We start from the raw sequence: 21,773 nt of genomic DNA, 5'->3' as shown, positions 1-21,773 counted from the left end.
CCACCTGAAGGCGTTCAGGCGATCGGCGTCGGCTCGGCCACCGGCTCCATCAGCCGCGTCTCCTCGGCGTCCTCTTCGATCACCCACAGCGTGAGCGCGGTGTAGTTGTCGTAGCCAGGCTTGGCGTTGGCCCTGACCTGCGCGTCGAGCAGTTCGGTCCACTGGCTGGGGGTGCGCGAGGCATGCAGCGTGTCGATCAGGCACTCGTCGCCCAGCGGCTCCCACACGCCGTCGCTGCACAGCAGCAGCACGTCGCCCGGCAGCAGGCGCATGCGGTCCGACACGGCGATGTCGGGCGCCTCTTCCACCGAGCCGAGCGCCGACAGCAGCATGTTGCGCTGCGGATGCAGGCGCGCGCCCTCTTCGTCGAGCATGCCGCCGGCCACCATCTGCTGCACCAGGCTGTGGTCGGTGGTGCGCGCCACGATGGCGCCGCCGCGAAACAGGTAGGCCCGGCTGTCGCCGCTGTGCACCCAGGCCAGCGACTGGCTCTGCAGGTCGATGGCCGCGAACACCAGGGTCGAGCGCATGCCCGCGAGCTTGCCGCCCTCGGCCTGGCGCGCCACCACGTCGAGGTTGGCCTGCTCCGCCAGCCGGCGCAGCGTGGGCTCGTCGAGCCCCGGCGCGGCCGCAAAGCCCGCCAGCACGCTGGCGCGCGCGGTGGCCGCGGCCACGTCGCCGCCGCCATGGCCGCCCGCGCCGTCGGCCACCAGGCAGGCGACATGGCGCTCGTCGTGCCAATGGCCGTGCACGTCCTCGTTGTAGCTGCGCCCGCCCTGCCGGGAGAGCGTGACGATTTCGATTTCCAAGCGGGTGCCTCGCTTCAGCTGTGGGGGTTGCCGTTGTCGTTGTGCTTCAGGCGCGCCATCTGCTCTTCGTAGGCCTGCAGGAAGGCCTTGCCGAAGAGGTTGTGGAAGTCGTCCTCGGCCTCGCTCGCGATGCCGCCGTACAGCGACACGAACTGGTCCCAGAGCCGGGCCTTGCGGTTGGCGCTGAACAGGGCGTCGAGCGCGGTCTTCGCGCTGATCTTCTTCTCCAGCTCCGCTGGCTCGAAGCGGCCGATGACATGGGCCAGCGCCGCGCGCATGCCCACCATCACGCCGAACTGGTGCGCGCGCAGGTCGTCGAAGGCGTCGCGCATCGCGGCCTCGGGCGGCATGAAGCCGCGCACGCCGGGGCCCAGCAGGTGCGCGAGCGCCACCTCGACCGTGGGCGAGAACTTCAGCGGGTTGTTGGCCTGCGCCGCGATCATGGTGACCTCGGCGCGCACCTCGCGCTTGAACTCCTGGCGCGTGAGCAGCAGCTGCAGCGTGCCTTCGGTGGCGCTGCGCAGCATGGCGCCGACGCGCTCCATCAGCCCGGGCGTGAGCATCGTGGGCGGCTGGTGCGTGCTGGCGAGGCCGCGCAGGAAGGCCGCGAGCAGTTCGTCGTCGGTGGCGGTGCGATCGGCGGGCGGCGCGGCCGGGCGCTGAACCGGCGGCGGTGGCGCAACGTAGACAGCAGGAGGTGGGGAAGGAGGTGGGGAAGAAGGTGGCCGTGGCGACTCGACGGCCTTGGCCGGACCCTCGGGGCCGACGATGCGGATCGGCTGGCCGGTCATGTCGTCGAACTGCGCGACAGCCTGAGCGGGCGTGGGAGGCGTGGTCGGCGTGATGGCCTTCGGCGGGTTGAAGCCGAACTGGTCGATCGGCAGATGGTCGGCGCGCGGCGCCGGCGTGGCGTGCGCCGCGCGCTGCAGCGCGGCCAGCGGGTCGGCGGCGGAGGCGGTGTTGGGCTGCAGCAGCGGATCGGCCAGCGGCGACAGCGCGAGCGGATCGCCGCCTATGCCGCCACCGGCACCACCACCGCCCATGCCGCCGAAGAGATCGTCGATGCCCGCGGCCTTGCCGTGCGCGGGCGGTGCGCCGAGGTCGGAGAAATCGTCGAGTGCGACGGCGCCAGGCGGAGGCCTGGAAGAGGCCTCCGGCCCGAGCAGGTTCGCGAACGGGTCGACCTTGTCGGCCTGCGCATTGCGCGAGCCGCTGGCCATCGGGTCGGGGAACAGCAGCGCGTCTGCGTTCTGCTGTGCGGCCCGCGCGGCGGACGGTGCCGAGGCAGGCGCCGCGATCGGCGATGGCGGCGACCCCAGGCCCGCCAGCAGGTCGGCAAAGGGATCGTCGCTGGACGGCGCCCCTGCGGGCCCGCCCAGTACCGTGTTCGGAATCGCCGGCGCGGGGCCCGCGGCTGCCGCGAGCGCCTGCACGCGCACCGCGAGTTCGAAGCTGCCGACCACCAGCCGCGCGCCGTCGGCCAGCGCGGCTTCCTTGCCCGAGCCCAGCGGCACGCCGTTGCACTGCATCGCGTTGCTGCCGCGGTCGATCACGAAGTACTGGCCGCCCCGGCACAGCACCTGCGCATGCACGCGCGACACGGTGCGGTCGGGATCGTCGAGCACCAGCGTGTTGGTGTCGGCGCGCCCGATGGTGCCGCCGTCGGGCCCGAAGTCCGCGGCGATGGATTGCCCCGCCGGAGCGCCTTGCCGGGTGATGACAGCGATATGGATCATGAATCGGCCCCTGTGGCTCGGCGCGAGCGAAAAATCTCACGAGGAGTATTCATTCCGGGGGGCGGGTTGGCAATCTCGCCGTAAGAGGTATGCCATGGGCCATGGGCGGGCGTGCACGCCATTCACGCCACCTTGTCGAGCCACCGGCGTTGCCGCCAGGCCGGCGCGCCGGTCGCAAAGAGCGGCGCCTGCGGCACGCCCAGCGACAGGTGCAGCGCCGCCGCCACGCGCTGGCGCTGGAAGCCGCTGCGCAGCACGCCGACGCAGGAGTCCGCCGATACCGGCGCCCCCATGAAGGAGCGCGTGCCCTGCAAGAAGCGCGGCTGGTTCGCCTGCCACCAGCTGTGGATCCTCGGTGCGTCGGGCCACGGCAGCGCGATGTCTTGCGGCAGCTCGACGTTCTCGTCGTCGGGGTCGTCGGTGGGTCCGTCCTCGAAGTCGTCGGGTGGGGGAATCTCCATCTGCTCGCCGTTGAAATCCGCGCCCGTGATCGTGGCAAAGGCTTCGCCCGCGATGCGCGCCACGGCCGGCTGCGCCATCTGCTCGATCAGCCACGGCACATAGCGTGCATCGCCGATGAAGCCTGCGCCCAGGATGCGCAGGCGTTGCGCATCGGGCAGTCCGGCAGCGGCCAGCAACAGCTCGTGCCCGGCGGCCACGTCCATCGCCTGCAGCGCCAGCTGGAACGCGCGCGGCTGCCGCGGGCCGGCCTGGAGCGCGAATGCGGCGAGCGTTTCGAGGGCCTGCGCCCGGTCGCCCAGCAGCACGGCCGACCACGCGGCCCAGAAACGCAGTTCGGCCTTGACCTCGCCAAGCACGGCCTGCGCGGCGGGCAACAGGTCGATCCGGCCCAGCTCGCCTGCAGCGCGCAGCGCGCGGATGCGCACGCTGTCGGGCGCGGCGACGACCAGCTCGTCGAGCACCGGGCCGGGGTCGCGGCGGTGCAGGGCGCAGGCAGCCACGCCGAGCTTGCGCTTCAGCGGCGAAGGATCGTCGAGCAGCGCCTTGACGCGGCCGCCGAGGTGTTGCGGCTCGACCCAGCCGAGGGCGGAGATCAGGCCGGGCACGACCTCGGGCAGGTCCTTGGCGCGTGCGACCAGCGCGTCGAAGCGACCGTCGACGGCCTCGATGGCGAGCACGCCGGCCACGAAGAAATCTTCCGCGCCTTCGTTGTCGAGCATCGCCTGCGCCTGTGCCCAGCCTGCGTCGGCGGCCACTCTCAGTCCGTCGATGTGCGCGGACAGACGTTCGTCGAGGTCGGCCAGCTGGGGCGGCCCGTAGTTGGGCGCGTGCACGGCGCTGCTGCGCTGCAGCCAGAGAAAACCGGCCTCGTCGGCATGCTCCTCCACCATCGAAGCCAGGGGCTGCGCGGATGATGCCGTCATGCGTCGCCTTGCGCAAAGCGATGCAGCCAGGCCTGCATCGACTCCTCGTCGAAGCCCAGGTAGGCCACCGTTCGCGGCCGCAGGGCGGGCGCGAACAACCCGTGAGCCCATCGATACAGGCCCAGGTCTTGCCGGCGGTTGACGTCGCCGAAGATCGGCAGCGGTTCCAGCGCCACCGACAGCCGCTCCTCGTCAATGCCGCCAATGCCGCCGATGCTTTCCACGCGCGCCCCGGTGCCGGCAAAGGCCGCGCGCAGCCGCGCCTCGCCGCCAACCTCCGCAAGCGCCCGCCGGCCGAGAAAATTGCACCAGTAGGCGCCCTTCACACCGGCACCCACCTCGAAGCAATCGACCAGCAACGCGGGAATGTCCATGCACCGGTAACGCCGGCACAGCCGCGCGATGCCCTGAAAGGCCACGATCTCTTCGGCGCTCTCGCGGCACACGAACGCAGGCGCGACGTAGCCGCTGGCGAGCGGCAGCGCGCGAGCCCATCGGCCCGCGAATTCGAAAATGTCGAACAGGCCGTTTTCGTCCATGTCCTCCAGCGAGAAAGTGAAGCGCAGGCCGCAGGCCGTGTGCGGCCAGCCGATGTTCGCCAGGTGCGCGCGGTCCATGCCGCAATAGGTCGCCGAGAAGCGAGGCGCCGCGACCGCGGAATCGACCAGCGTGAACTTCGGCGGCACCGCGGCGCGCACCACCCTGTCGTCGAGCAACGCGCGGAGGTCGGTGGCGTCGGCCTGGGCGAAGACATCGTCGTCGGGAAAGTGAACCGGCCGCCCGGCCATGAACCGCTGCGCGAAATCCAGCATCGCGGCCCCGGCCACGCCCGCATGCGACGCGTGCTCGTCGTCGAGAAAGTACGTGACCACCATGCCGGTGCGCAGCAGCTCGTTGCCGAAGCCGTCGGTCAGGTTCACCGCGATGTGTTCGAACGTTGCCATGGCATCACAGGAACGGCAGCCGGATGTTCAGCAACTGCGCGGCGACCCGCAGCGCGGAACTCGCGGCACCCGCAATCATCGCGTTGTGGGGCGACACCAGCCTCGCGACCACACGGAAAGTGGCCAGGTAGTCGGCGCCCTGGTTGCCGGACCAGCTCGGGTTGTTGGAGCCCGGTGGGCACGGGGCCTTGAAGTCGTACACGGCGCGCGCCGCCGCCACGCCCGACAACGGACCGGGCGCATGCAGCACCACGTCGGGCCGCACGGTGTTGGCCACCACCTGACCCGGGCTGCCCACGGCCTGTATCGCGCCCGGTCCGCCGCCGGCCGTGTTGCGAAACGACTGGTCCAGCGCCACCTGGTTCGAACGGCCCTGGCTTTCCATCGCCGCGGCAACGCAGGCCGAGGCGTCCTCGCCGATCTCGTCGCCACGCCGTTTGCGTGCACCCGGAGATTTGCAGAACTGCTTGTAGTCGGTCGGGCCGTTCCGGGCTTCCCAGTCGTCCGCCGCCTTGTTCATGCACTCCTGCAGGATGGCCTCGAAATCCGGCACGGCAATGGGCGGATTCAGGCAGCCCGACAGGTTGGCCGCGTTCTCCGCGTTGTGGAACATCTTGTCGCCGAGGCGGCAGGCGTTCTTGCCGTCCATTTTCACGTCGAAGGAGTAGAGGATCCACGTGGCCTCCTTCATGAACGTGCTCGACTTCACGCCGCCCGCCACGCCCGCGTTGTCGCCGTTGGAGAGCGAAAACCCGGAGCCTTTGTTGGCCGCCATCGCCTTGTCGCCCTTGACGGTGGTGGTGCCGTCCGACAAGGTGATCGAGTTGGCGATGTTCGGGTACGGCACGGGCACCGGCCCGCCCGGGCTCGGTGTCTTGCACACGTCCGGAAGGGTCGCGGTCGTGATGCCGGTGCTGAACTTGTGCACGAGCGACAGCGTGGTGCCGTTGACCTTGATGGTGACCGGCATGTGTCATTCCCCGTGCGCGTGATCAGCGCCGGCACGCATCAGCGCGGCGCCGCGCTCGCCCGATTCGGAGCTCGCCCACGTCACCGACAGCGGTCCGCGGCCGTAGCGTTTCAGCTGGCCGATGGCGGCCATCGACATGTGCAGCGGTGCGCCCGCCGCGCCCACGTCGCCCCAGCAATCGGCCGGCGCCACGAAGTCGGTGGCGGCGCGAAACCCGTCGCCGGTGCGCAGCACCGCAAAGCCGTACTCGTCGGCCCGGTAGGCTTCGCCGTTCATGTCGCAGAACACGTTGTCGACGCGCTCGCCGGGCGCAAGCGCATCGAGCGCCGAGCGCAGGGCCTGCGTCAGGCCCTCGCCGATGCACACGGTGTCGGTCTTGATGCGCTTGTCCTCGTGGCCGATGCCCACGGCCAGCACGTCGGCCATCGGCACGGCACCGCACTGCCGCATGAAACGCTCCGTGCCCACCAGCGCCGCGCTCGCGGCCTCGCCGGGAATGAAGCCCCACGCGTTGTTCAACGGACCGCCCCCGTGCAACTGGTCGCAGGCCTCGATCCATTCGAGCGTTTCGGGGGCCAGGTACGAGTCGACGGCGCAGACCATGCACGCATCGATCGATCCGGCGGCGCAACTCCTGGCCGCCGCATCGAGCGCGAGATAGCCGGCGGCATGCCCGGCCTCGAAGGCGAGCGCAGGGCCGAAGCAGCCCGGACAGTGTGCCTCGATGCGTGCCAGAAGCGCCTCGGCCAGCGCCGGCGGCCGCCCGGGCCGGTGCGGCGGCAAGGCGAGCGCCAGGCACGGGCGCCCCGTCGCATGCACTCCCGCCGCGACCCATGCGGCCATGGCTTCGTCGATGGCAGGCAGCAGCAGCGCGGCGCAGCGGTCCACACCTTCCACATCGATGCCGATCCACGGCGCACGGGCGATGCGCATCGGCTCGCCTGCCGTGTCGACCATGAAGGGATGCTCCGAAAACCCGCAAACGCCCGCGCGTGCGGCGGCCGCGCTCGCCCAGACGCTGCGCCCGACCGGTGTGCAGGCGCCAAAGCCGGCCACTTGCAGCGGCGGTGCATTGCGCGTGCTCATGGGGCCTCCAGCCCGACCGGGTGCGGCGACGCGTTGCCGCCGAAGCGCACGAGCCGCTTCTCGACGATGCGCGTCGACTGCAGCCTGTTGACCTTGGCGTGGCACGGCAACGCGCTGTGCCACACGAGCGAGACGCGCGGCATGTCCGGCTCGACGATCACCGTGTGCAGCTTCGGCCTTTGGTGCAGGCGGCGCTCGCCATCCGAGAAAAAACTTTCGAAACCGAGAATCACGCGCGGCAGATCGAAGCGCAGCAGCTCGCCGTGCGGCCACAGGTGGATCAGCACCACCGGTTCGCCCCCGACCAGAAACTGCGGCGTCTGCTGGTCCTCGGGCGCGCATTGGTAGTGGCGGTCGTCGAAGTCCAGCGGCAACAGCGGCTGCCGCTGCCGCTGCCAGCGGTCGTCGTACGTGCCCGCCAGTGCCGCGCGCGGCTGCCAGTGGGCGCGCAGCGGTCCGACGAGGGCAGGCACGGGGCGGTCGTCCCACCGGCGGATGCACTGGTCGGGGTACTCGATGTTGGGCAGCCGCAGGCCCTCGGTGTGCGACGCCTCCAGCGCGAAGCCGGTGCCTTCGGGGTTGCGAACATCCCACTGCGGGTCGGGCGTGTCGCGGGTCCACGGATCGATGCCGCCGTAGGCCCTCTCGCAAACCAGCGGCATGGCCGTGAACGGCACCGGCTGCGATGGCGAACCGCCGATCCACGCCCGGTCGCCGGTGATGCGCAACCGCTTTGCGACGGGCCCCACGCGCAGGCCCACGTCGAGCTGCGTCACCGCCCGGCCGCCGGGCGCATGCGCATGGCCCAGCAACACCACGTCGGTGGCGAGCTTGGTGCGCACGAGGTCCGTCTCGAGCACCGGGCCCGGCGCCGTCTCGACCGGCAACTGCACCGACGCCACACGCACCTCGCCGTCAGGGGCGACGTCGAAACTGCACTTCACCGCCACCAGCCAGATCTCCGCACCGTCGCGGTCGCGCACCCAGGTGCGTTCGGCGGCGTAGGGCGTGCGGTTGTCGAGCTGCCACATGACGGGCCTTCAATTGATGTCCACGTGCGCACCCCTGACCCGGTTCGCACCTCGCGATCGCGAGAGCACATAAGTGCCGTTGATCAACACCTTGCCCGCGCGCGTGAGCACGATGCTGGCGTCGCCGCAGCGCAGCTCGATGCGCTCGCGCGCCCGCAGCACGACGCGCTCGCCGTCGACGCTCGCTTGCATGTCGGACACGTCCTCGCGCCGCGCAGGTTGCACGCGCCCGACGATCACGGGGTGCCGCGGCTCGCCCTTTTCGAACGCGACCACCACGGCCGCACCGGTGTCGCGCTCGGCCAGCCCGACCGTCGACAGCGCCTGCACGGGTGCGATCGCATCGGCGAGCGTCACCATGAAGCGGCCCTGTTCGTCGAAGCCCGCGAAGGCCGCCAGCATCACGCCCTGTCCCGAAAGCCTCGACCAGGCCGCCGCGCCCGCCAGCACATCGCGCGCACTCTGCATGTCGGTGTCCTGCATGGTCAGTCCTCCCCCAGGTTGGCGCCCTTGATCTTGATCGAGCCCCCGGCCTTGAACGACGCGCTGCCGTCGGCCTTGATCGTGATCTTGGCCCCCTGGATGGTGATGCCGCTCGCGTTCATCACGATCTTGCTGCCACCCGCCTTGAGCATGATGGTCGGCGCCTCGACCATGCAGACGGCCCCGGCCTTGATCTTGATCGGCCCTTTCGATGTCTCGGCGATCACAGCGGCCGAGAGCTTGTGCGGCCCGCCCACGGTGATCGATTGCAGCGCGCCCACGTTCACCTTCTGGACGCCGCCCACGCTGACCATCTGCGCACCGCCCACGCTCACGGTCTGCACACCGCCCACGTTCACGGCCTCGCCAGCGCCCACGCTGTGCATGCGGCCCGCGCCCACCGAGTGCACCTCCGCCACCGAAATGGTGGTGGTCTGAACGCCGTTGACGGTGTGGCTGCGCCCGCCGGTGACCGTGACCGTCTCGCCGCCGTTCACGGTCTCGGTGCGATGGCCCGTGATGGTGACGGTCTCGGTGCCGCCCACGGTTTCCATGCGGTTCGAGCCCACCGAGACGGTCTGGTTCACGCCCACGTGCTGCTTCTGGTTGTTGCCCACGCTTTCCGCGTCGTCGACGTCAATGGTGTCGGTGCGGTTGTTGTGCACCGTGGTGGTCTGGTCGTGCTCCACCGTGGTGTTCATGTCGTACTGGCCGTGGAGGGTGACGCGCTCCTTGCCCGCGGTGTCGTCCATCGACAGCTCGTTGTAGCCCTTGCCCTTGTGCGTGTTCGACTTGATGCCGCTCACCACCGCACCGGCAGGCAGGCCGAAGGGCGCCATCGATTCGCCGTTGTAGAAGCGCCCGACGATGATGGGCTGGTCGGGGTCGCCGTCCAGAAAATCGACCACCACCTCCTGGCCGATGCGCGGGATGCTGATCGCACCCCATCCCTTGCCCGCCCAGGGGTGCGACACGCGCACCCAGCAGGAGCTGTTCTCGTCGTTCTTGCCGTAGCGGTCCCAGTGAAACTGCACCTTCACGCGGCCGTGCTCCTCGGTCCAGATCTGCTCGCCGCTGCGGCCCACCACGATGGCCGACTGCGGCCCGCGCATGGTCGCGCGCGGCGTGAGGCGCGGCGGGCGCCAAGGTACTTCCAGCGGCAGCGCGGTGATCAGGAAGGTGGTGGTGCCGGGCTGGCCGGCATGCAGCGCGGGGGTCCCGGAGATCAGGTCGTCGAGCATCTCGCCCAGGCCGTCGTTCACCGGATCGTCGGCCAGTGCCTCGTGCAGCACGCTGCCTACCGAGCGCCGCGCGTCGCCCCATGGCGCGCCTTCGTAGCCCGGATGGCTGGCCACGAAAGTGCAGGCGCCGATGACGTAGTCGCCGTTGCGCGTGCCGTCGGGGTCGCCCTCGAAGCTGAAGCTGGCGCCGGCCGCCACGTCGGGCCAGGAGGTGATCGCCCAGTGCCGCTGGCGGCGGCCGATCAGCTCGTCGAGCCGCACACGCGCCAGGTGGTCGGTGTCGTCACCCGAGGCGTAGCCGCCAGGAAACTCGAACACCTCCAGGTCCGACAGCTCGTGCGTGTCGGGGTCGCCCTTGTCCGCGCGCAGCTCCTTGCCGATGACCTTGAAGTCGCGGTCGCGCGAGGCGAACTTGCCGGGCTCGAACTGGCGCGCACTCACCCAGCGCGTGATCTCGTTGAAGCGCCCCTCGGAGGCGTCGATGCCCGCAAAGCGCAGCGTGCCGTTGGCTGGCAGCTTGCGGTGCGCCAGGTCGCTCGCGTCCGACAAGTGCATGGTGCCGGGGGCCTCGTGCGCGTCGAACCAGTAGTAGATGCCCTCTTCTTCCATCAGGCGCGAAAGGAACCGGTGGTCGCTCTCCTGGTACTGCACGCAGTAGCCGTGCGCGGGGTGCGCGCCGATCACGTCGCCCGACTTGATCTTCTTCAGACTGCGTATGGGACTGTCCTCGAACACGGCGTCCAGAACACCGAGCACGGCCTTGTCCTGCAGGATGCGCGAATTGACGCGCTTGGTCAGCAGCCAGAACCATGAGCGCAGGCCGATACGGTATTCGAAGTAGCGCCCGACCTTTCCGGCGCGCGTGAAGCGCACCGCGTGGCCCTGGCAATGCCGTTCGTGCCGGCCCTTGTCGGCGTCGGCAAAACCGATCACCACGTCGAAGGACCGGCCCAGGATGTCCTGGGCATCGATCTTCTCGTTGGCCGACAACACCGTGAGTTCGTAGGCCGACGGGCGCGCGAGCGCCTCGTGGCCCATGATGCGCCAGAACATGAGCTGCTCGCCGACGGGCGAGTCGCTGTGGATGCTGAATTCGTGGTCGGCCATGTGTGCAGGCGCGTGCCCCTCGTTGTACGGTTGTCCTCTTCCTCCACAGGCGGGCCTTGCAGCCTGCCGTTGTGTTGCGGGTGTGCCCCTAGGGCGCCAGCAGCACCACCAGCGGCTGGCTCGGCACGGTGCGCACGCCCGGGCAGTTGGTGCTGTTCTGCAGCGACACACTGGTGAGCCGCGTGGCGGGCATGCCGTTCCACAGCACCGTGAAGGCGCCCGTGAGATGGCGGCTCGGTCCCATCACGGTGCCCGAGGCCACGCCCAGCAGCACGCCGGGGTTGTCGCCGTTGGTCATCGGGATGCTGGTGCCCAGGTTGTGGGCCGGTGCGCCCATGACCAGGATCGTGGGGCAGTTGGGAATGGCCATCGGGCCCATCGCGATGTTGGGGTACGGCACCGGAATGGGCGACGGCGCGGCGGGCGTGATGCAGACATCGGGAAAGCCCATGTCGGTGCCCATCAGCTGGCAGTTGGCGAACATCTTCCTTGCTCCCGTGTGGCGTCGTGGCTTCAGCCGAAGTGGATCTGCGCGCCGCGCGCCTTGATGAGCTCGCGGCCGTTCACCAGCGCGTGCTCGCCCTCCAGGCGCAGCAACTGCTTCGCCTCGACCTCGACATGCGTGGCGGCCACGCGGTCGATGCCGTCGGTGGTGCGCAGGTAGTGCCGGCTGAAGTGCTGCACCCGGTCCATCACCGAGGACAGCACCGAGCCCACCAGCTGGATGCCGGTGCCGACCACGCTCAGTTGCCGGCCGACGAGCTCGGCGGTGTCGGCGCTCACGCGCAGCTGCCGCGCGTCGATGTCGAGCGCGCCGCCTTCCACGGCGATGCGCAGGTTGCCGGGGCAGCTCAGCACGTTGGCCGTTCCTTCCTCGCGCTGCAGCACGGCCATGACCCAGACCTCGTCGGGCGCGATGCGCAGGCAGGCCACGCTGTCGCCGGCGGCCGGTTCGAGCAGGCAGCTGGCCGCGCGCACGGCATGCAGGCGCAGCGCGCCGCTGGTGACGACGCTCTCTCCCGCCGCATCGAAGGCCAGGATGCCGACGCACCAGGTGCCGCCGATGGCTTCGGCGGGCTGGCGCTTTCGCCCGCGCGAGGACGCCGGGGCCGGCGTTGCCTTGCGTGGTGCCGTTCGTGGTGCTGTGGTGTCGTTCATGGCCAATCCCTTCGTGGTGCTTCGTTGTGTCTGGAGGCGTTCGCGTGTCATGCGGCCAGCGGCTGCCAGCGTTCGGCCGCCGCCAGCTCGGGGTCGCTCTCGATGGCGCGCGCGCGGTCGGTCATTTGCGCGTCTTCGGTGTTCGCGCCGTGCAGCACGGTGCGCTGCAGCGTGGCGCGCCGCAGGTCGGCGCGGCCGAGGTCGGCATGCCGGAAGTCGGCGTAGGTCAGGTCGGCACCCACCAGGTTGGCGCCCTGCAGCTTCGCGCCCGCGAAGTGCGTCTGGTAGAGGTCGCAGGCCGCGAAGTTGGCCTGCGGCAGCGCGGCGCCCGTGAACAGCGCCTGCCGCAGCCGCGCGCCCGAGAAGTCGGCGCCCCGGCCGGTGGCCTCGCAGAAGATGGCCGACGGGGCCACCGCCTTCACGAACTTCGCGCCCTCGAGCGTCGCGCCCTGGAAGTTGCACTGCCGCAGCACGATGCCGCTGAAGTCGGCCCCGCTCAGGTCGGCGGACGAGAACTGGCAGCCGTCGAGCGCCAGGCCCGCGAACGACATGCCCTTGAGCGAGGTCTTGAAGAACACGTTGCGCTGCATGCGCGCGCCGGTCCAGGTGAGGTGGGACAGGTCGCATTCGTTCACGGTGGTGTAGGGCCAGTCGGTGTCGTCCGCGCACACGTCGAGCAGCACCGACTGCGTGAACACCGCCGAGCCGAGCTGCGCGCCGCGCAGGTTGGCGTGTGCCAGGGTGCATTTGGCGAGCGTGGCCATGGTGAGCACGGCTTGCGCCAGTTGCGCATGCTGCAGGTCGCACTCGGTGAACACCGCGCCGTGCAGGTTGGCCTGGCGCAGATCGGCATGGTCGAGCCGGCAGCGGTTGAAGACCGCGCGGCGCAGGTTGGCGCCGGCCGCCAGCGCGCCGCGCAGGTCGCACTGGTCGAACACCGCCTCGCGCAGGTCGGCCCCGCGCAGGTCGGCTTCGGCGAAGCGCACGCGCGAGAACACGCCGCCACCCAGCGCCAGCCCGGCGAAGTGGCCCTGCCCCAGGTCGAGGCCCTCCAGCGTCTCGCCGACGCGCACCGCCAGGGCCAGCAGCGTCGGGGTCATGGGGCCGCCTGCTGTTCGGGGGTCAGGCGCGGCCAGGTGCGTGCGCGCGTCAGCAGCGCGCCGTCGAACCGGGTGTCGCCGTCGAGCCGCACGCGGCTCAGGTCGGCGCCGAAGAGGTTGCTGCGCCGCAGGTCGGCGCCGCGCAGGTCGGCCTTCTGCAGCACCGCGTCGCTGAAGTTCACGCCCGACAGCAGCGCGCCGGCGCAAGCGCTCATGCGCAGCAGCGCGCCCTTGGCACTGGCCAGGCGCAGGTCGGCGCCGTCCAGCCGCGCATCGCACAGGTTGGCGCCGTCGAGCACCGCGCGCACCAGCGTCGCGCCGCGCAGGTCGGCGCCGCCGAAGTTGAAGCGCCGCAGGTCGGCACCGCCCAGGTCCGCGTCGGCCAGGGTGGTGCCCTTCACGGTCACCGCACCGGCGCAGCGCGCCATCCGCAGGTTGGCGCCGGCCAGCTTGCAGGTGACGAAGGTCGCGCCTTCCAGCTTCGCGCCCTGCAGGTCCACGCCCGACAGGTCCGACTCGATGAAGTTGCACACCGACAGGTCGGCCGCGGGCCAGCGCATGCCGCGCAGGTCGAGCTTGTAGAAGGTCTGGCCCGCGAGCAACGCGCCTTCCCAGTCGGCCGGGCCCCAGGTGGTTTCGAGCAGGTTGGTGCCGGCGAACTTTGCGCGCCGCATCTGCGTGCCGGCCAGCGCGCAATGCATCAACACGGCCCCGGCGAAGTCGGCCTCGTCGAACACGCCGCGTGCGAGCGCGGCCTTGCCGAGGTTGGCCTTGCAGAACTTCGCACCGATGGCGATGGCGCCTTCGAGCTTGGCGTGCGCCAGCACCGCACCGCTGAAGTCCGCGCCCGAGAGGTTGGCGTTGCGAAAGTCCGCGCTCTCGAGCCACGCCCCATGAAAGTCGACCTCGCGCAGGTCGAGGCCCGAGAAGTCGGCGCCGGTGAAGTCGATGCCCGCGAAGAAGCGGATGCCCGCCGCGATGGCGCGCGGCATTTCCAGGCGCAGCGCGGCCGCCTCGGCCATGGCCATGGCAAAGGCGGGCGGCTGCATGTGCGCGGTCTCCAGGTAGCCCTGGCGGTGCGTGTCTTCCAGCTGCTGCAGCTTGGGCAGCAGCGGCGCCAGGTCGGGCGGGCGCGAGCCCACCGCAGCCTGCGCGCGCAGCGCGGCCAGGTGTTGGTCGGCCTTGTACAGCGGCGGGCCGCGGTGCTTGAGCGCGCCCAGGTCGATCTTTTGCTGTGCCGACATGGCGTAGGCCTTCTCCAGCACGGTGACGGCGTCTTCCACGGCGGCCCACTGCTGTGCCTGCATTTCCCTGGCCACCTTGTCGAGGTAGGCCGGCAGGGCGTCGCCCTGCGGCACCTCTTCGCGCGGCGGCATGCGAATGCCCAGTGCGTCGGGGTCTTGCCCCATGTCGCGGGCTTTCTGGCGCGCGAGCTCGACATCGACCTGCGCGCGGCGGCGTTGCGCCTCGCCCTGCAGGCCGGCCATGGCGAAGGGCGCCTTGGCGGCCTCGACGTCGGGGTCGGCGGTGCTCACGCCTTCGGGCAGCAGGTCGCTGTCGACGATGGCATACAGCGGCCCGGTCTTCGGGTCGGCGCGCTTGGCCGCAGCGTCGAGGTAGTGCCTGTCGGTGCGCGCCTGGCCGTTGCGCTCGACCGCGCCCATCAGGCTGAGCACGTCGCTGCCGTCGTCGGTGCCGACCTCGGCCAGGCCCTGGAAGATGGCGATGCAGCGCAGCGCATGCGGAAAGAACCACACGGTGGTCAGGCGCAGCGGCACCTCGCGCACCTTCGGCTCGGCACCTTCGACCCGGTAGCCGACGAACACGCGCGCCCGCAGGCCGGGCAGGCGCCCTTCGATGCGCGGCTGGTCGGGGTGCATGTGGTCGAAGGCGAAGCTCTCGTCGCCGGCCAGCGCGGCGCCCATCCATTGGTCGGCGGGCGCGAGGTTGAAGAAGCGCCAGTCGGTGTCGGGAGCGAAGCCCGGAGCGTGCTGCTTGAGGTACTCGGCGTCGTAGGTGCCGCGGTGCTGCGCGCGCTGCGGGTGCATGAGGTCGAGCGCGCCGAAGCCGGCCGGCACCACGGCCTGGTCGGGCCGCAGCAGCCGGTCGCCGGGCAGCTCGATGTTGGGCAGCCACGTGAGGCCGTCGCGCGCCTCGCGCCCCTTGCCCTGGGGGTTGGGCGCGAAGCCGGGGCCGCCGTAGGCCGCGGCCCAGCCGATCGGCATGGCGCTGAAGGGCTGCGGCGTGCTGGGCTGCGCGCCGCTCCAGTAGCGGTCGCCGAACACCAGCAGGGTCTTTTCCTGCGCGGCGAAGCGCGCGCGCACCGCGCAGGCGTTGGGCCGGTCCGCAGGCGGAAAGGCCTGGCCGTGCACCAGGAACTCGGGCGTGAGCTTGACCACGCCTTCGTCGATCAGCGGCTGCGCCATTTCCTTCGCAAGGAACGACCACATCGACTGCTCGGCCCACAGGCAGCCGCGCTCGCCCTGCGCGAAAGGCAGGTGCAGGTACGCGCTGATGCTGAGCCCGTAGCGCTTGCGGAACTCGATGGGCCGCGTGGAGAGGCCGAGTGCCTGGGGTTTGAGGATCTGCATGGCCTGGGTGTGCCCGTGGATTGCCTGCTAGGACGAACTGCCGTTGCCGCCGCTGGCGCCACCCGCGCCGCCGGAGCCACCCGCACCGCCACCGCCACCGCCATCGCTGCTGCCGCTGGCCCCGGCGCCGGCACTGGCGCCGCCTCCAGCGGGCGGTGGCGGCGGGGGAATGGCCGAGCCGTCGGCGTTGGTCGACGGCTCCTTGCCCAGCGTCTCTGCCGGCGTGTCGATGCCGAAGGTGGCCATGGCGCCCTCGCCCACGATCATGCCGACCGTGCCGAACAGCGAGTCCGAGCCGAACCGGCCGGCCGCCTGCCGCCCCCGCGTCACGCCGGCCAGGCTCGCGAGCCGGCCCGCGAGCCCCGGCAGGCCCTGGCCGGCCGCTTCCTGCGCGGCCTGGTCCAGCGCCGTGGCCGCGTCGGCGTACTGCTTCAGCGTGGCGGCAATGTCGGCGTCGGCACCGGCCGCGCCCACCACCGCGCCCAGGATGCCCGCCACGGCGGCCGCGTCACCCGCACCCGCGCCCACGCCCGGCGTGAAGGTGTGCAGGCCGGCCTGCTGCAGGTCGATGGCGAAGGACTTGATCTCGGGCGCCGCGCCGTTCAGCAGCTTCACGCCCAGCGAGTTCTCGATGGCCACGCCCACGAAGTTGGAGATGGAGATCGCCAGCGCGCTCTCGATGCTCATGCCCATGAATGTGGAGCGCGCGATGCCCAGGTTGGCCTCGCTGTTCATGCCGATGTAGCCGCTGGTGTTGGGCCCGAGGATGGTGGTGTTCGCCCCGACCGAGGTGGCGTCGATGCTGCCCACCGCCATCATCTCGATGCCGGTGTTGCTCATCATCTTGATCTTGTTGGCCATCAGCCCCAGCGGCCCGGTGGGCACGGTGATGTACTTGGAGCTGGCGCCCGTCACCAGCCAGTCGATGTGGCCGGCCTCGAAGCTCATCTTCGCGGCCTTGTACGTCAGGTTGCCGCTCACGGTGACGGTCTGGTTGCCGATCACGCTGCGGGTTTCGCCGGCGCGCGAGGTGTCCTTGCGCGCGCCGGTGACGTCGGTGGTGTGCGTGCCGGTCACCGTGAGCGTGTCGTTGCTGTCGACGAAGCTGTCGCGGTTGCCCACCACCTGGTTGTTCTGCTTGCCCTTGACCGTGTTCTTCTGGTCGACCGCCACCATGTTGGTGTCGTTGCGCGTCACCGTGCTCTTGCGGTCGCGGTCCACGTGGTTCGTCTGGTCGCGCTTGACGGTGATGCTCTGGTCGCGGTCCACCGTGGTGCCGTCGTCGCGCTCCACGCTGCGGCTCATGTCGAGCTCGGCGTGGATGACGATGTTCTCCTCGCCCTTCTTGTCCTCGAACATGATCTCGTTGTAGTTCGCGGGCCCGCCGCCGGGCGTGGAGCGGGTCTTGAAGCCGCTCTGCGTGGGCGACTTGTAGGGAATGGGCTGGTCGTCGTTGTAGACGCGGCCCACGATGACGGGCCGGTCGGGGTCGCCGTTCAGAAAGTCGACGATCACCTCCTGCCCGATGCGCGGAATGAAGTACCCGCCCCAGCCCTTGCCGCTCCAGGGTTGCGACACGCGCACCCAGCAGGTCGACTTTTCGTTGCTCTCGTCGTAGCGGTCCCAGTGAAAGTGCACCTTCACGCGGCCGTGGTCGTCCACGTGCAGTTCGTCGCCCTTGGGGCCGACCACGATGGCGGTCTGCGGGCCCGGCATGGTCACGCGCGGCGTGAGGCGCGGCGCGCGGAACAGGCGCTGCGCCGGCATCACGGTGAGCAGGAAGATGCTGACGCCGGTCTGCGCGGCGGCCAGCGCGGGCGTGGCGGCCATCAGCTCCTGCAGCACGGGCAGCGTGTCGGCGTTGACGGCGTCGTCGCGCAGCACGTCGGCCAGCGCGTCGTGCACCGACCGCGCCGCGGTGTTCGCGGCGCTCACGCCTTCGTAGCCGCGGTGGCTGGCCACGAAGGTGCATGCCGCGATGACATAGTCGCCGTTGCGCGTACCGTCGGGGTCGCCCTCGAACGTGAAGCCGCGACCGGCGGCAACGTCCGGCCAGGGCGTCACGGCCCAGTGGCGGTCGCGCCGCGCGTTGAGTTCGTCGCCGCGCAGCTTGGCGCGGGTTTCGGCGTCGTCGCCGCTGAAGTAGCCGCCGGGAAACTCGAACACTTCGAGGTTGGCCAGCTCGTGGTCGTCGGACGAATCGATGTCGGCGCCGAGCTTTTTCTTGATGGCCTTGAAGTCGCTGTCGCGCGAGGCATGCTTGCCGGTGTCGAACTGGCGTGCGCTCACCCAGCGCGAGATTTCATTGAAGCGCGGCTCGGCGGCGTTGGTGGCCATGTGGCGCAGGGTGTCGGCCGCGGGGAGCTTGTCGTGCGCGATGTCGCTGGCGTCCGACAGGTGCATGGTGCCGGGCGCATCGTGCGCGTCGAACCAGTAGTAGATGCCTTCGTCCTCGAGCAGGCGCGACAAAAATTGGTAGTCGCTTTCCTGGTGCTGCACGCAGTAGCGTCGTGGGTTGTGCGTACCGATGACGTTGTCGGCCCGGGTTTTCTTGAAGCGCTGGATGGGGCTGTCTTCGAACACGGCGTCGAGCACTTCGAGAATCTTCTTGTCCTGCAGGATGCGGGAGTTGACGCGCTTGGTGAGCAGCCAGAACCAGGAGCGCAGGGTGATTCGGTACTCGCAGTGCCGGCCCACGTGGCCCGTCCGCACGAAGCGCACGGCGTGGCCCTGGCAGTGCCGCTCGTGCGTACCGCCGTCTTCGTCCTTGAATTCGATGACGATGTCGAAGGCATGGCCAAGAATGTCCTTGGCGTCGAGTGCCTTGTTCTTCGACAGCACCGTGAGCTCGTAGGCAGACGCACGCGCCAGGGCCTCGTGGCCCACGATGCGCCAGAACATGAGCTCGTCCTTGGCGGGGGAATCGCTGTCTATGCGGAACTCGTTGTCGGCCATTGTTTTCTCATTTGCTGTGCTTCTTTGCGCTGCTGTTCTTTGATCTGCTGTTCAGGGCGTGTGCACAGGACGCCGGGTACTCCCCTCCGCGAATGTCCCCCGGGCTTCGCCCTCCTCCTTTATTTCGCTGCGGGGAGTACCCGACGCCCTGTTCACGAGACACGCTGTTGGTGCGTCCCGATCAACGACTGCTCTGAGCACTGAGCTCGCTGCTGGTGATCGGCGATCAACGACGGTTCTGAAGACGCTCACGTCGATGGGGTGCCTTGCGCAGCGAAATAAAGGAGGAGGGGCGCAGCCCCGGGGGACATTCGCGGAGCAAGGTACCCCGTCGGCGTGAGCGCGCCTCGAATGCCCCCTACAGCGACAAACAGGAAAACAGCAGTCCATGTCAGTCGAACGCGTAAGTGAAGTCTGCGTCCTTCACATCCAGCGCAACACGGCGAATCTCTCCACCGGAAGCCAGCCGCTGCAGGTACTCGACAGAGATCGTCGGCAACACCGTGTTGGTCAGGATCGCGTCGATCACGCGCCCCCCCGACTCCGGGTCCTGGCACCGCGCCACCACCTGGTCCACCACCGCCTCGCTGTAGTCGAACGGCACGCCATGGTTCGCCTCCACGCGCTTCTTGATGCGGCCCAACTGCAGCCGCACGATCTTCTTCATCATGTCCGGCGACAACGGGTAGTAGGGAATGGTGACGATGCGGCCCAGCAGCGCGGGCGGGAACACCTTCATGAGCGGTGCCTTCAGGGCGTCGGCCAACGCATTGGAGTCCGGCAGCAGCTCGGGGTCGCGGCACATGCTCATCACCAGCTCGCTGCCCGCGTTGGTGGTCAGCAGGATGATCGTGTTCTTGAAATCGATCATGCGGCCCTCGCCGTCTTCCATCCAGCCCTTGTCGAACACCTGGAAAAAAATCTCGTGCACGTCCGGGTGGGCCTTTTCCACCTCGTCGAGCAGCACCACGCTGTACGGGCGGCGGCGCACCGCCTCGGTCAGGATGCCACCCTCGCCGTAGCCCACATAGCCCGGCGGCGCGCCCTTGAGCGTGGAGACGGTGTGCGCCTCCTGGAACTCGCTCATGTTGATGGTGATGATGTTCTGCTCGCCGCCGTACAGCGCCTCGGCCAGCGCCAGCGCCGTTTCGGTCTTGCCCACGCCCGAGGTGCCGCACAGCATGAACACGCCGATGGGCTTTTGCGGGTTGTCCAGCCGCGCGCGAGAAGTCTGGATGCGCCGCGCAATCATCTCCAGCCCGTGCTTCTGGCCGATCACGCGCAGGTTGAGCGTGTCGGCGAGCTTCAACACCGCCTCGACTTCGTTCTTCACCATGCGTCCGACGGGAATGCCCGTCCAGTCGGCAACCACCGAGGCCACCGCCTGCTCGTCGACCGAGGGAAGAATCAGCGGGCTATCGCCCTGCACCGCCTGGATCTTCGCCTGCAGCGCATGCAGTTCAACCAGCAGCGCCGCCCGGTCTTCGCTCCCTCCCCCGCTGAGGGAGGGTTGGGGTGGGGGCACGACGGCGCTGGCATCGCCCTCGCCTTTCGCATCCACCGGCTTGCTCCCCTTGCGCAACAACGCACGCAACTCGAGCAACCGGTCGACCAGCCCCTTCTCTTCCTTCCACCGCACATTCAACGCATCGAGCTGCACATTCGATTCGGCCAGCAGCGCCACCACCTGCGCCGCGCGCTTGGTCACGTCGATGCCGATGGCCTCCTCGCGCCCGATGATCTCCTGCTCCACCGCGAGCCCCTCGATGCGCCGCATGCAGTCTTCCACCTCGGGCGGCGTGGCGTGCTGGCTCACGGCCACGCGCGCGCACGCCGTGTCGAGCAGGCTCACCGCCTTGTCGGGCAACTGCCGCGCGGGAATGTAGCGGTGGCTGAGCTTCACCGCGGCCTCGATGGCCTCGTCGAGCAGCTGCACGCGGTGGTGCTTCTCCAGCACGCTGGCCACGCCGCGCAGCATCAAGATCGCCTTCACCTCGTCGGGCTCGGGCACCTGCACCACCTGGAAGCGGCGGGTGAGCGCCGGGTCTTTCTCGATGTACTTCTTGTACTCGGCCCAGGTCGTGGCACCGATGGTGCGCAGGTTGCCGCGCGCCAAGGCGGGCTTCAGCAGGTTGGCCGCGTCGCCGGTGCCGGCAGCACCGCCCGCGCCCACCAGCGTGTGGATCTCGTCGATGAAAAGAATGATCGGTGTCGGCGAACTCTGCACCTCGTCGATCACCTGGCGCAGGCGCTGCTCGAACTCGCCCTTCATGCTCGCGCCGGCCTGCAGCAAGCCGATGTCCAGCGTGAGCAGCTTCACGTCCTTCAGCTGCGGCGGCACGTCGCCGCGCGCCAGGCGCTGCGCGAAGCCTTCCACCACCGCCGTCTTGCCGACGCCGGCCTCGCCGGTCAGCAGCGGGTTGTTCTGGCGGCGGCGCATGAGGATGTCGACGATCTGGCGGATCTCTTCGTCGCGCCCGGTCACCGGGTCCATCTCTCCCTTCTTCGCCTTTTCGGTGAGGTCGACCGCGAACTTCTTCAGCGCGTCGCCCTTGCCCATGGCAGCCGGCGCCATCGCGCCCGTGTCTTCGCCGGGGGCGCCTTGCCCCAAGCCGGTGCCGTCCTGCGCGCGCATCTGCGATTCGGGAGACGCATCGCAGATCCTGGCGAAGTTGTCGGCCAGGTCTTCGGCCTTGACCCGCTCGAACTGCTTCGACAGGTTGAACAGCGGGTTGCGCAGGCTCGGCGTCTTCAGCATGGCCACCACGATGTAGCCGGTGCGCACCTGCGCCTCGCCGAACTGCAGGGTGGCGTAGGTCCACGCGCGCTCGATGGCGTTCTCGATGTGCGGCGAGAAGTCGCTGATGGCGGTGGCGCCGCGCGGCAGGCGGTCGAGCGCGGCGGTCAGGTCCTTGGCGACGACCGACACGTCCAGGCCGTAGTGCTGGATCACGCGGTGCAGGTCGGAGTCTTGTGCCTGCAGCAGTTGGGCGAACCAGTGCTCCAGCTCCACGTAGGGGTTGCCCCGCATCTTGCAGAACACCGTGGCGCCTTCGATGGCCTTGTAGGCCAGCGAATTGAGTTTTCCGAACAGGGCGGCGCGGCTGATTTCACTCATGGAGGACTCCGTATCTCTTCTGGACGAATGACGCTGGGTGGATTGAAAGACGTGCTGAA

General features: G+C 69.6%; 15 protein-coding genes. All 15 read right to left on the bottom strand.

Annotated features, from left to right (window positions below; genetic code table 11):
* Positions 1-14 precede the first annotated feature (14 nt).
* On the bottom strand, positions 15-809 hold the full coding sequence (locus ACSFA5_RS26525) for a PP2C family protein-serine/threonine phosphatase (RefSeq protein ID WP_435447032.1): 795 nt from the start codon (positions 807-809) through the stop codon (positions 15-17).
* A gap of 14 nt (positions 810-823) precedes the next feature.
* Positions 824-2,545, bottom strand: a complete 1,722-nt coding sequence (gene tagH / locus ACSFA5_RS26520; protein ID WP_435447031.1) for a type VI secretion system-associated FHA domain protein TagH — start codon at positions 2,543-2,545, stop codon at positions 824-826.
* Between the two features lie 122 nt (positions 2,546-2,667).
* Complete coding sequence (locus ACSFA5_RS26515) at positions 2,668-3,930, bottom strand: TIGR02270 family protein (RefSeq protein ID WP_435447030.1); 1,263 nt, start codon at positions 3,928-3,930, stop codon at positions 2,668-2,670.
* Positions 3,927-4,874, bottom strand: a complete 948-nt coding sequence (locus tag ACSFA5_RS26510; RefSeq protein ID WP_435447029.1) for a type VI immunity family protein — start codon at positions 4,872-4,874, stop codon at positions 3,927-3,929. Before ACSFA5_RS26510 ends, ACSFA5_RS26515 begins: the two co-directional genes overlap by 4 nt.
* A gap of 4 nt (positions 4,875-4,878) precedes the next feature.
* Complete coding sequence (locus tag ACSFA5_RS26505) at positions 4,879-5,844, bottom strand: DUF4150 domain-containing protein (RefSeq protein ID WP_435447028.1); 966 nt, start codon at positions 5,842-5,844, stop codon at positions 4,879-4,881.
* Positions 5,845-5,847: 3 nt separating this feature from the next.
* On the bottom strand, positions 5,848-6,930 hold the full coding sequence (locus ACSFA5_RS26500) for a beta-ketoacyl synthase N-terminal-like domain-containing protein (RefSeq protein WP_435447027.1): 1,083 nt from the start codon (positions 6,928-6,930) through the stop codon (positions 5,848-5,850).
* A complete protein-coding gene (locus ACSFA5_RS26495) occupies positions 6,927-7,961 on the bottom strand; it encodes a DUF2169 family type VI secretion system accessory protein (protein ID WP_435447026.1) in 1,035 nt (344 codons plus the stop codon). The genes ACSFA5_RS26500 and ACSFA5_RS26495 overlap by 4 nt, the downstream gene beginning before the upstream one ends.
* A gap of 9 nt (positions 7,962-7,970) precedes the next feature.
* The gene (locus ACSFA5_RS26490; protein WP_435447025.1) at positions 7,971-8,444 is read right to left on the bottom strand and encodes a DUF6484 domain-containing protein; all 474 of its coding nucleotides are present in this window, start codon (positions 8,442-8,444) and stop codon (positions 7,971-7,973) included.
* A 2-nt stretch (positions 8,445-8,446) separates the two neighbouring features.
* On the bottom strand, positions 8,447-10,792 hold the full coding sequence (locus ACSFA5_RS26485; protein WP_435447024.1) for a type VI secretion system Vgr family protein: 2,346 nt from the start codon (positions 10,790-10,792) through the stop codon (positions 8,447-8,449).
* Positions 10,793-10,880: 88 nt separating this feature from the next.
* Positions 10,881-11,276 carry a DUF4150 domain-containing protein gene (locus ACSFA5_RS26480; protein WP_435437781.1) on the bottom strand — a complete coding sequence of 132 codons (396 nt, stop codon included), beginning with the start codon at positions 11,274-11,276 and terminating at the stop codon, positions 10,881-10,883.
* 29 nt (positions 11,277-11,305) lie between these two features.
* Positions 11,306-11,950, bottom strand: coding sequence for a DUF3540 domain-containing protein (locus ACSFA5_RS26475; protein WP_435447023.1), 645 nt, complete (start codon positions 11,948-11,950; stop codon positions 11,306-11,308).
* A 47-nt stretch (positions 11,951-11,997) separates the two neighbouring features.
* Positions 11,998-13,050: a pentapeptide repeat-containing protein gene (locus ACSFA5_RS26470; protein ID WP_435447022.1), complete on the bottom strand. Its 1,053-nt coding sequence runs from the start codon at positions 13,048-13,050 to the stop codon at positions 11,998-12,000.
* Positions 13,047-15,641: a DUF2169 family type VI secretion system accessory protein gene (locus ACSFA5_RS26465; RefSeq protein ID WP_435447021.1), complete on the bottom strand. Its 2,595-nt coding sequence runs from the start codon at positions 15,639-15,641 to the stop codon at positions 13,047-13,049. Before ACSFA5_RS26465 ends, ACSFA5_RS26470 begins: the two co-directional genes overlap by 4 nt.
* Before the next feature lie 27 nt (positions 15,642-15,668).
* Positions 15,669-18,596, bottom strand: coding sequence for a type VI secretion system Vgr family protein (locus tag ACSFA5_RS26460; RefSeq protein WP_435447020.1), 2,928 nt, complete (start codon positions 18,594-18,596; stop codon positions 15,669-15,671).
* 391 nt (positions 18,597-18,987) lie between these two features.
* Positions 18,988-21,714: a type VI secretion system ATPase TssH gene (gene tssH / locus ACSFA5_RS26455; RefSeq protein WP_435447019.1), complete on the bottom strand. Its 2,727-nt coding sequence runs from the start codon at positions 21,712-21,714 to the stop codon at positions 18,988-18,990.
* Positions 21,715-21,773 lie beyond the last annotated feature (59 nt).

This window comes from Variovorax monticola (assembly GCF_051216855.1).
Classification (GTDB): Bacteria; Pseudomonadota; Gammaproteobacteria; order Burkholderiales; family Burkholderiaceae_C; genus Variovorax.
Note: the sequence above shows the minus strand (reverse complement) of the source record. Positions and strands in the feature narration are given on the sequence as shown.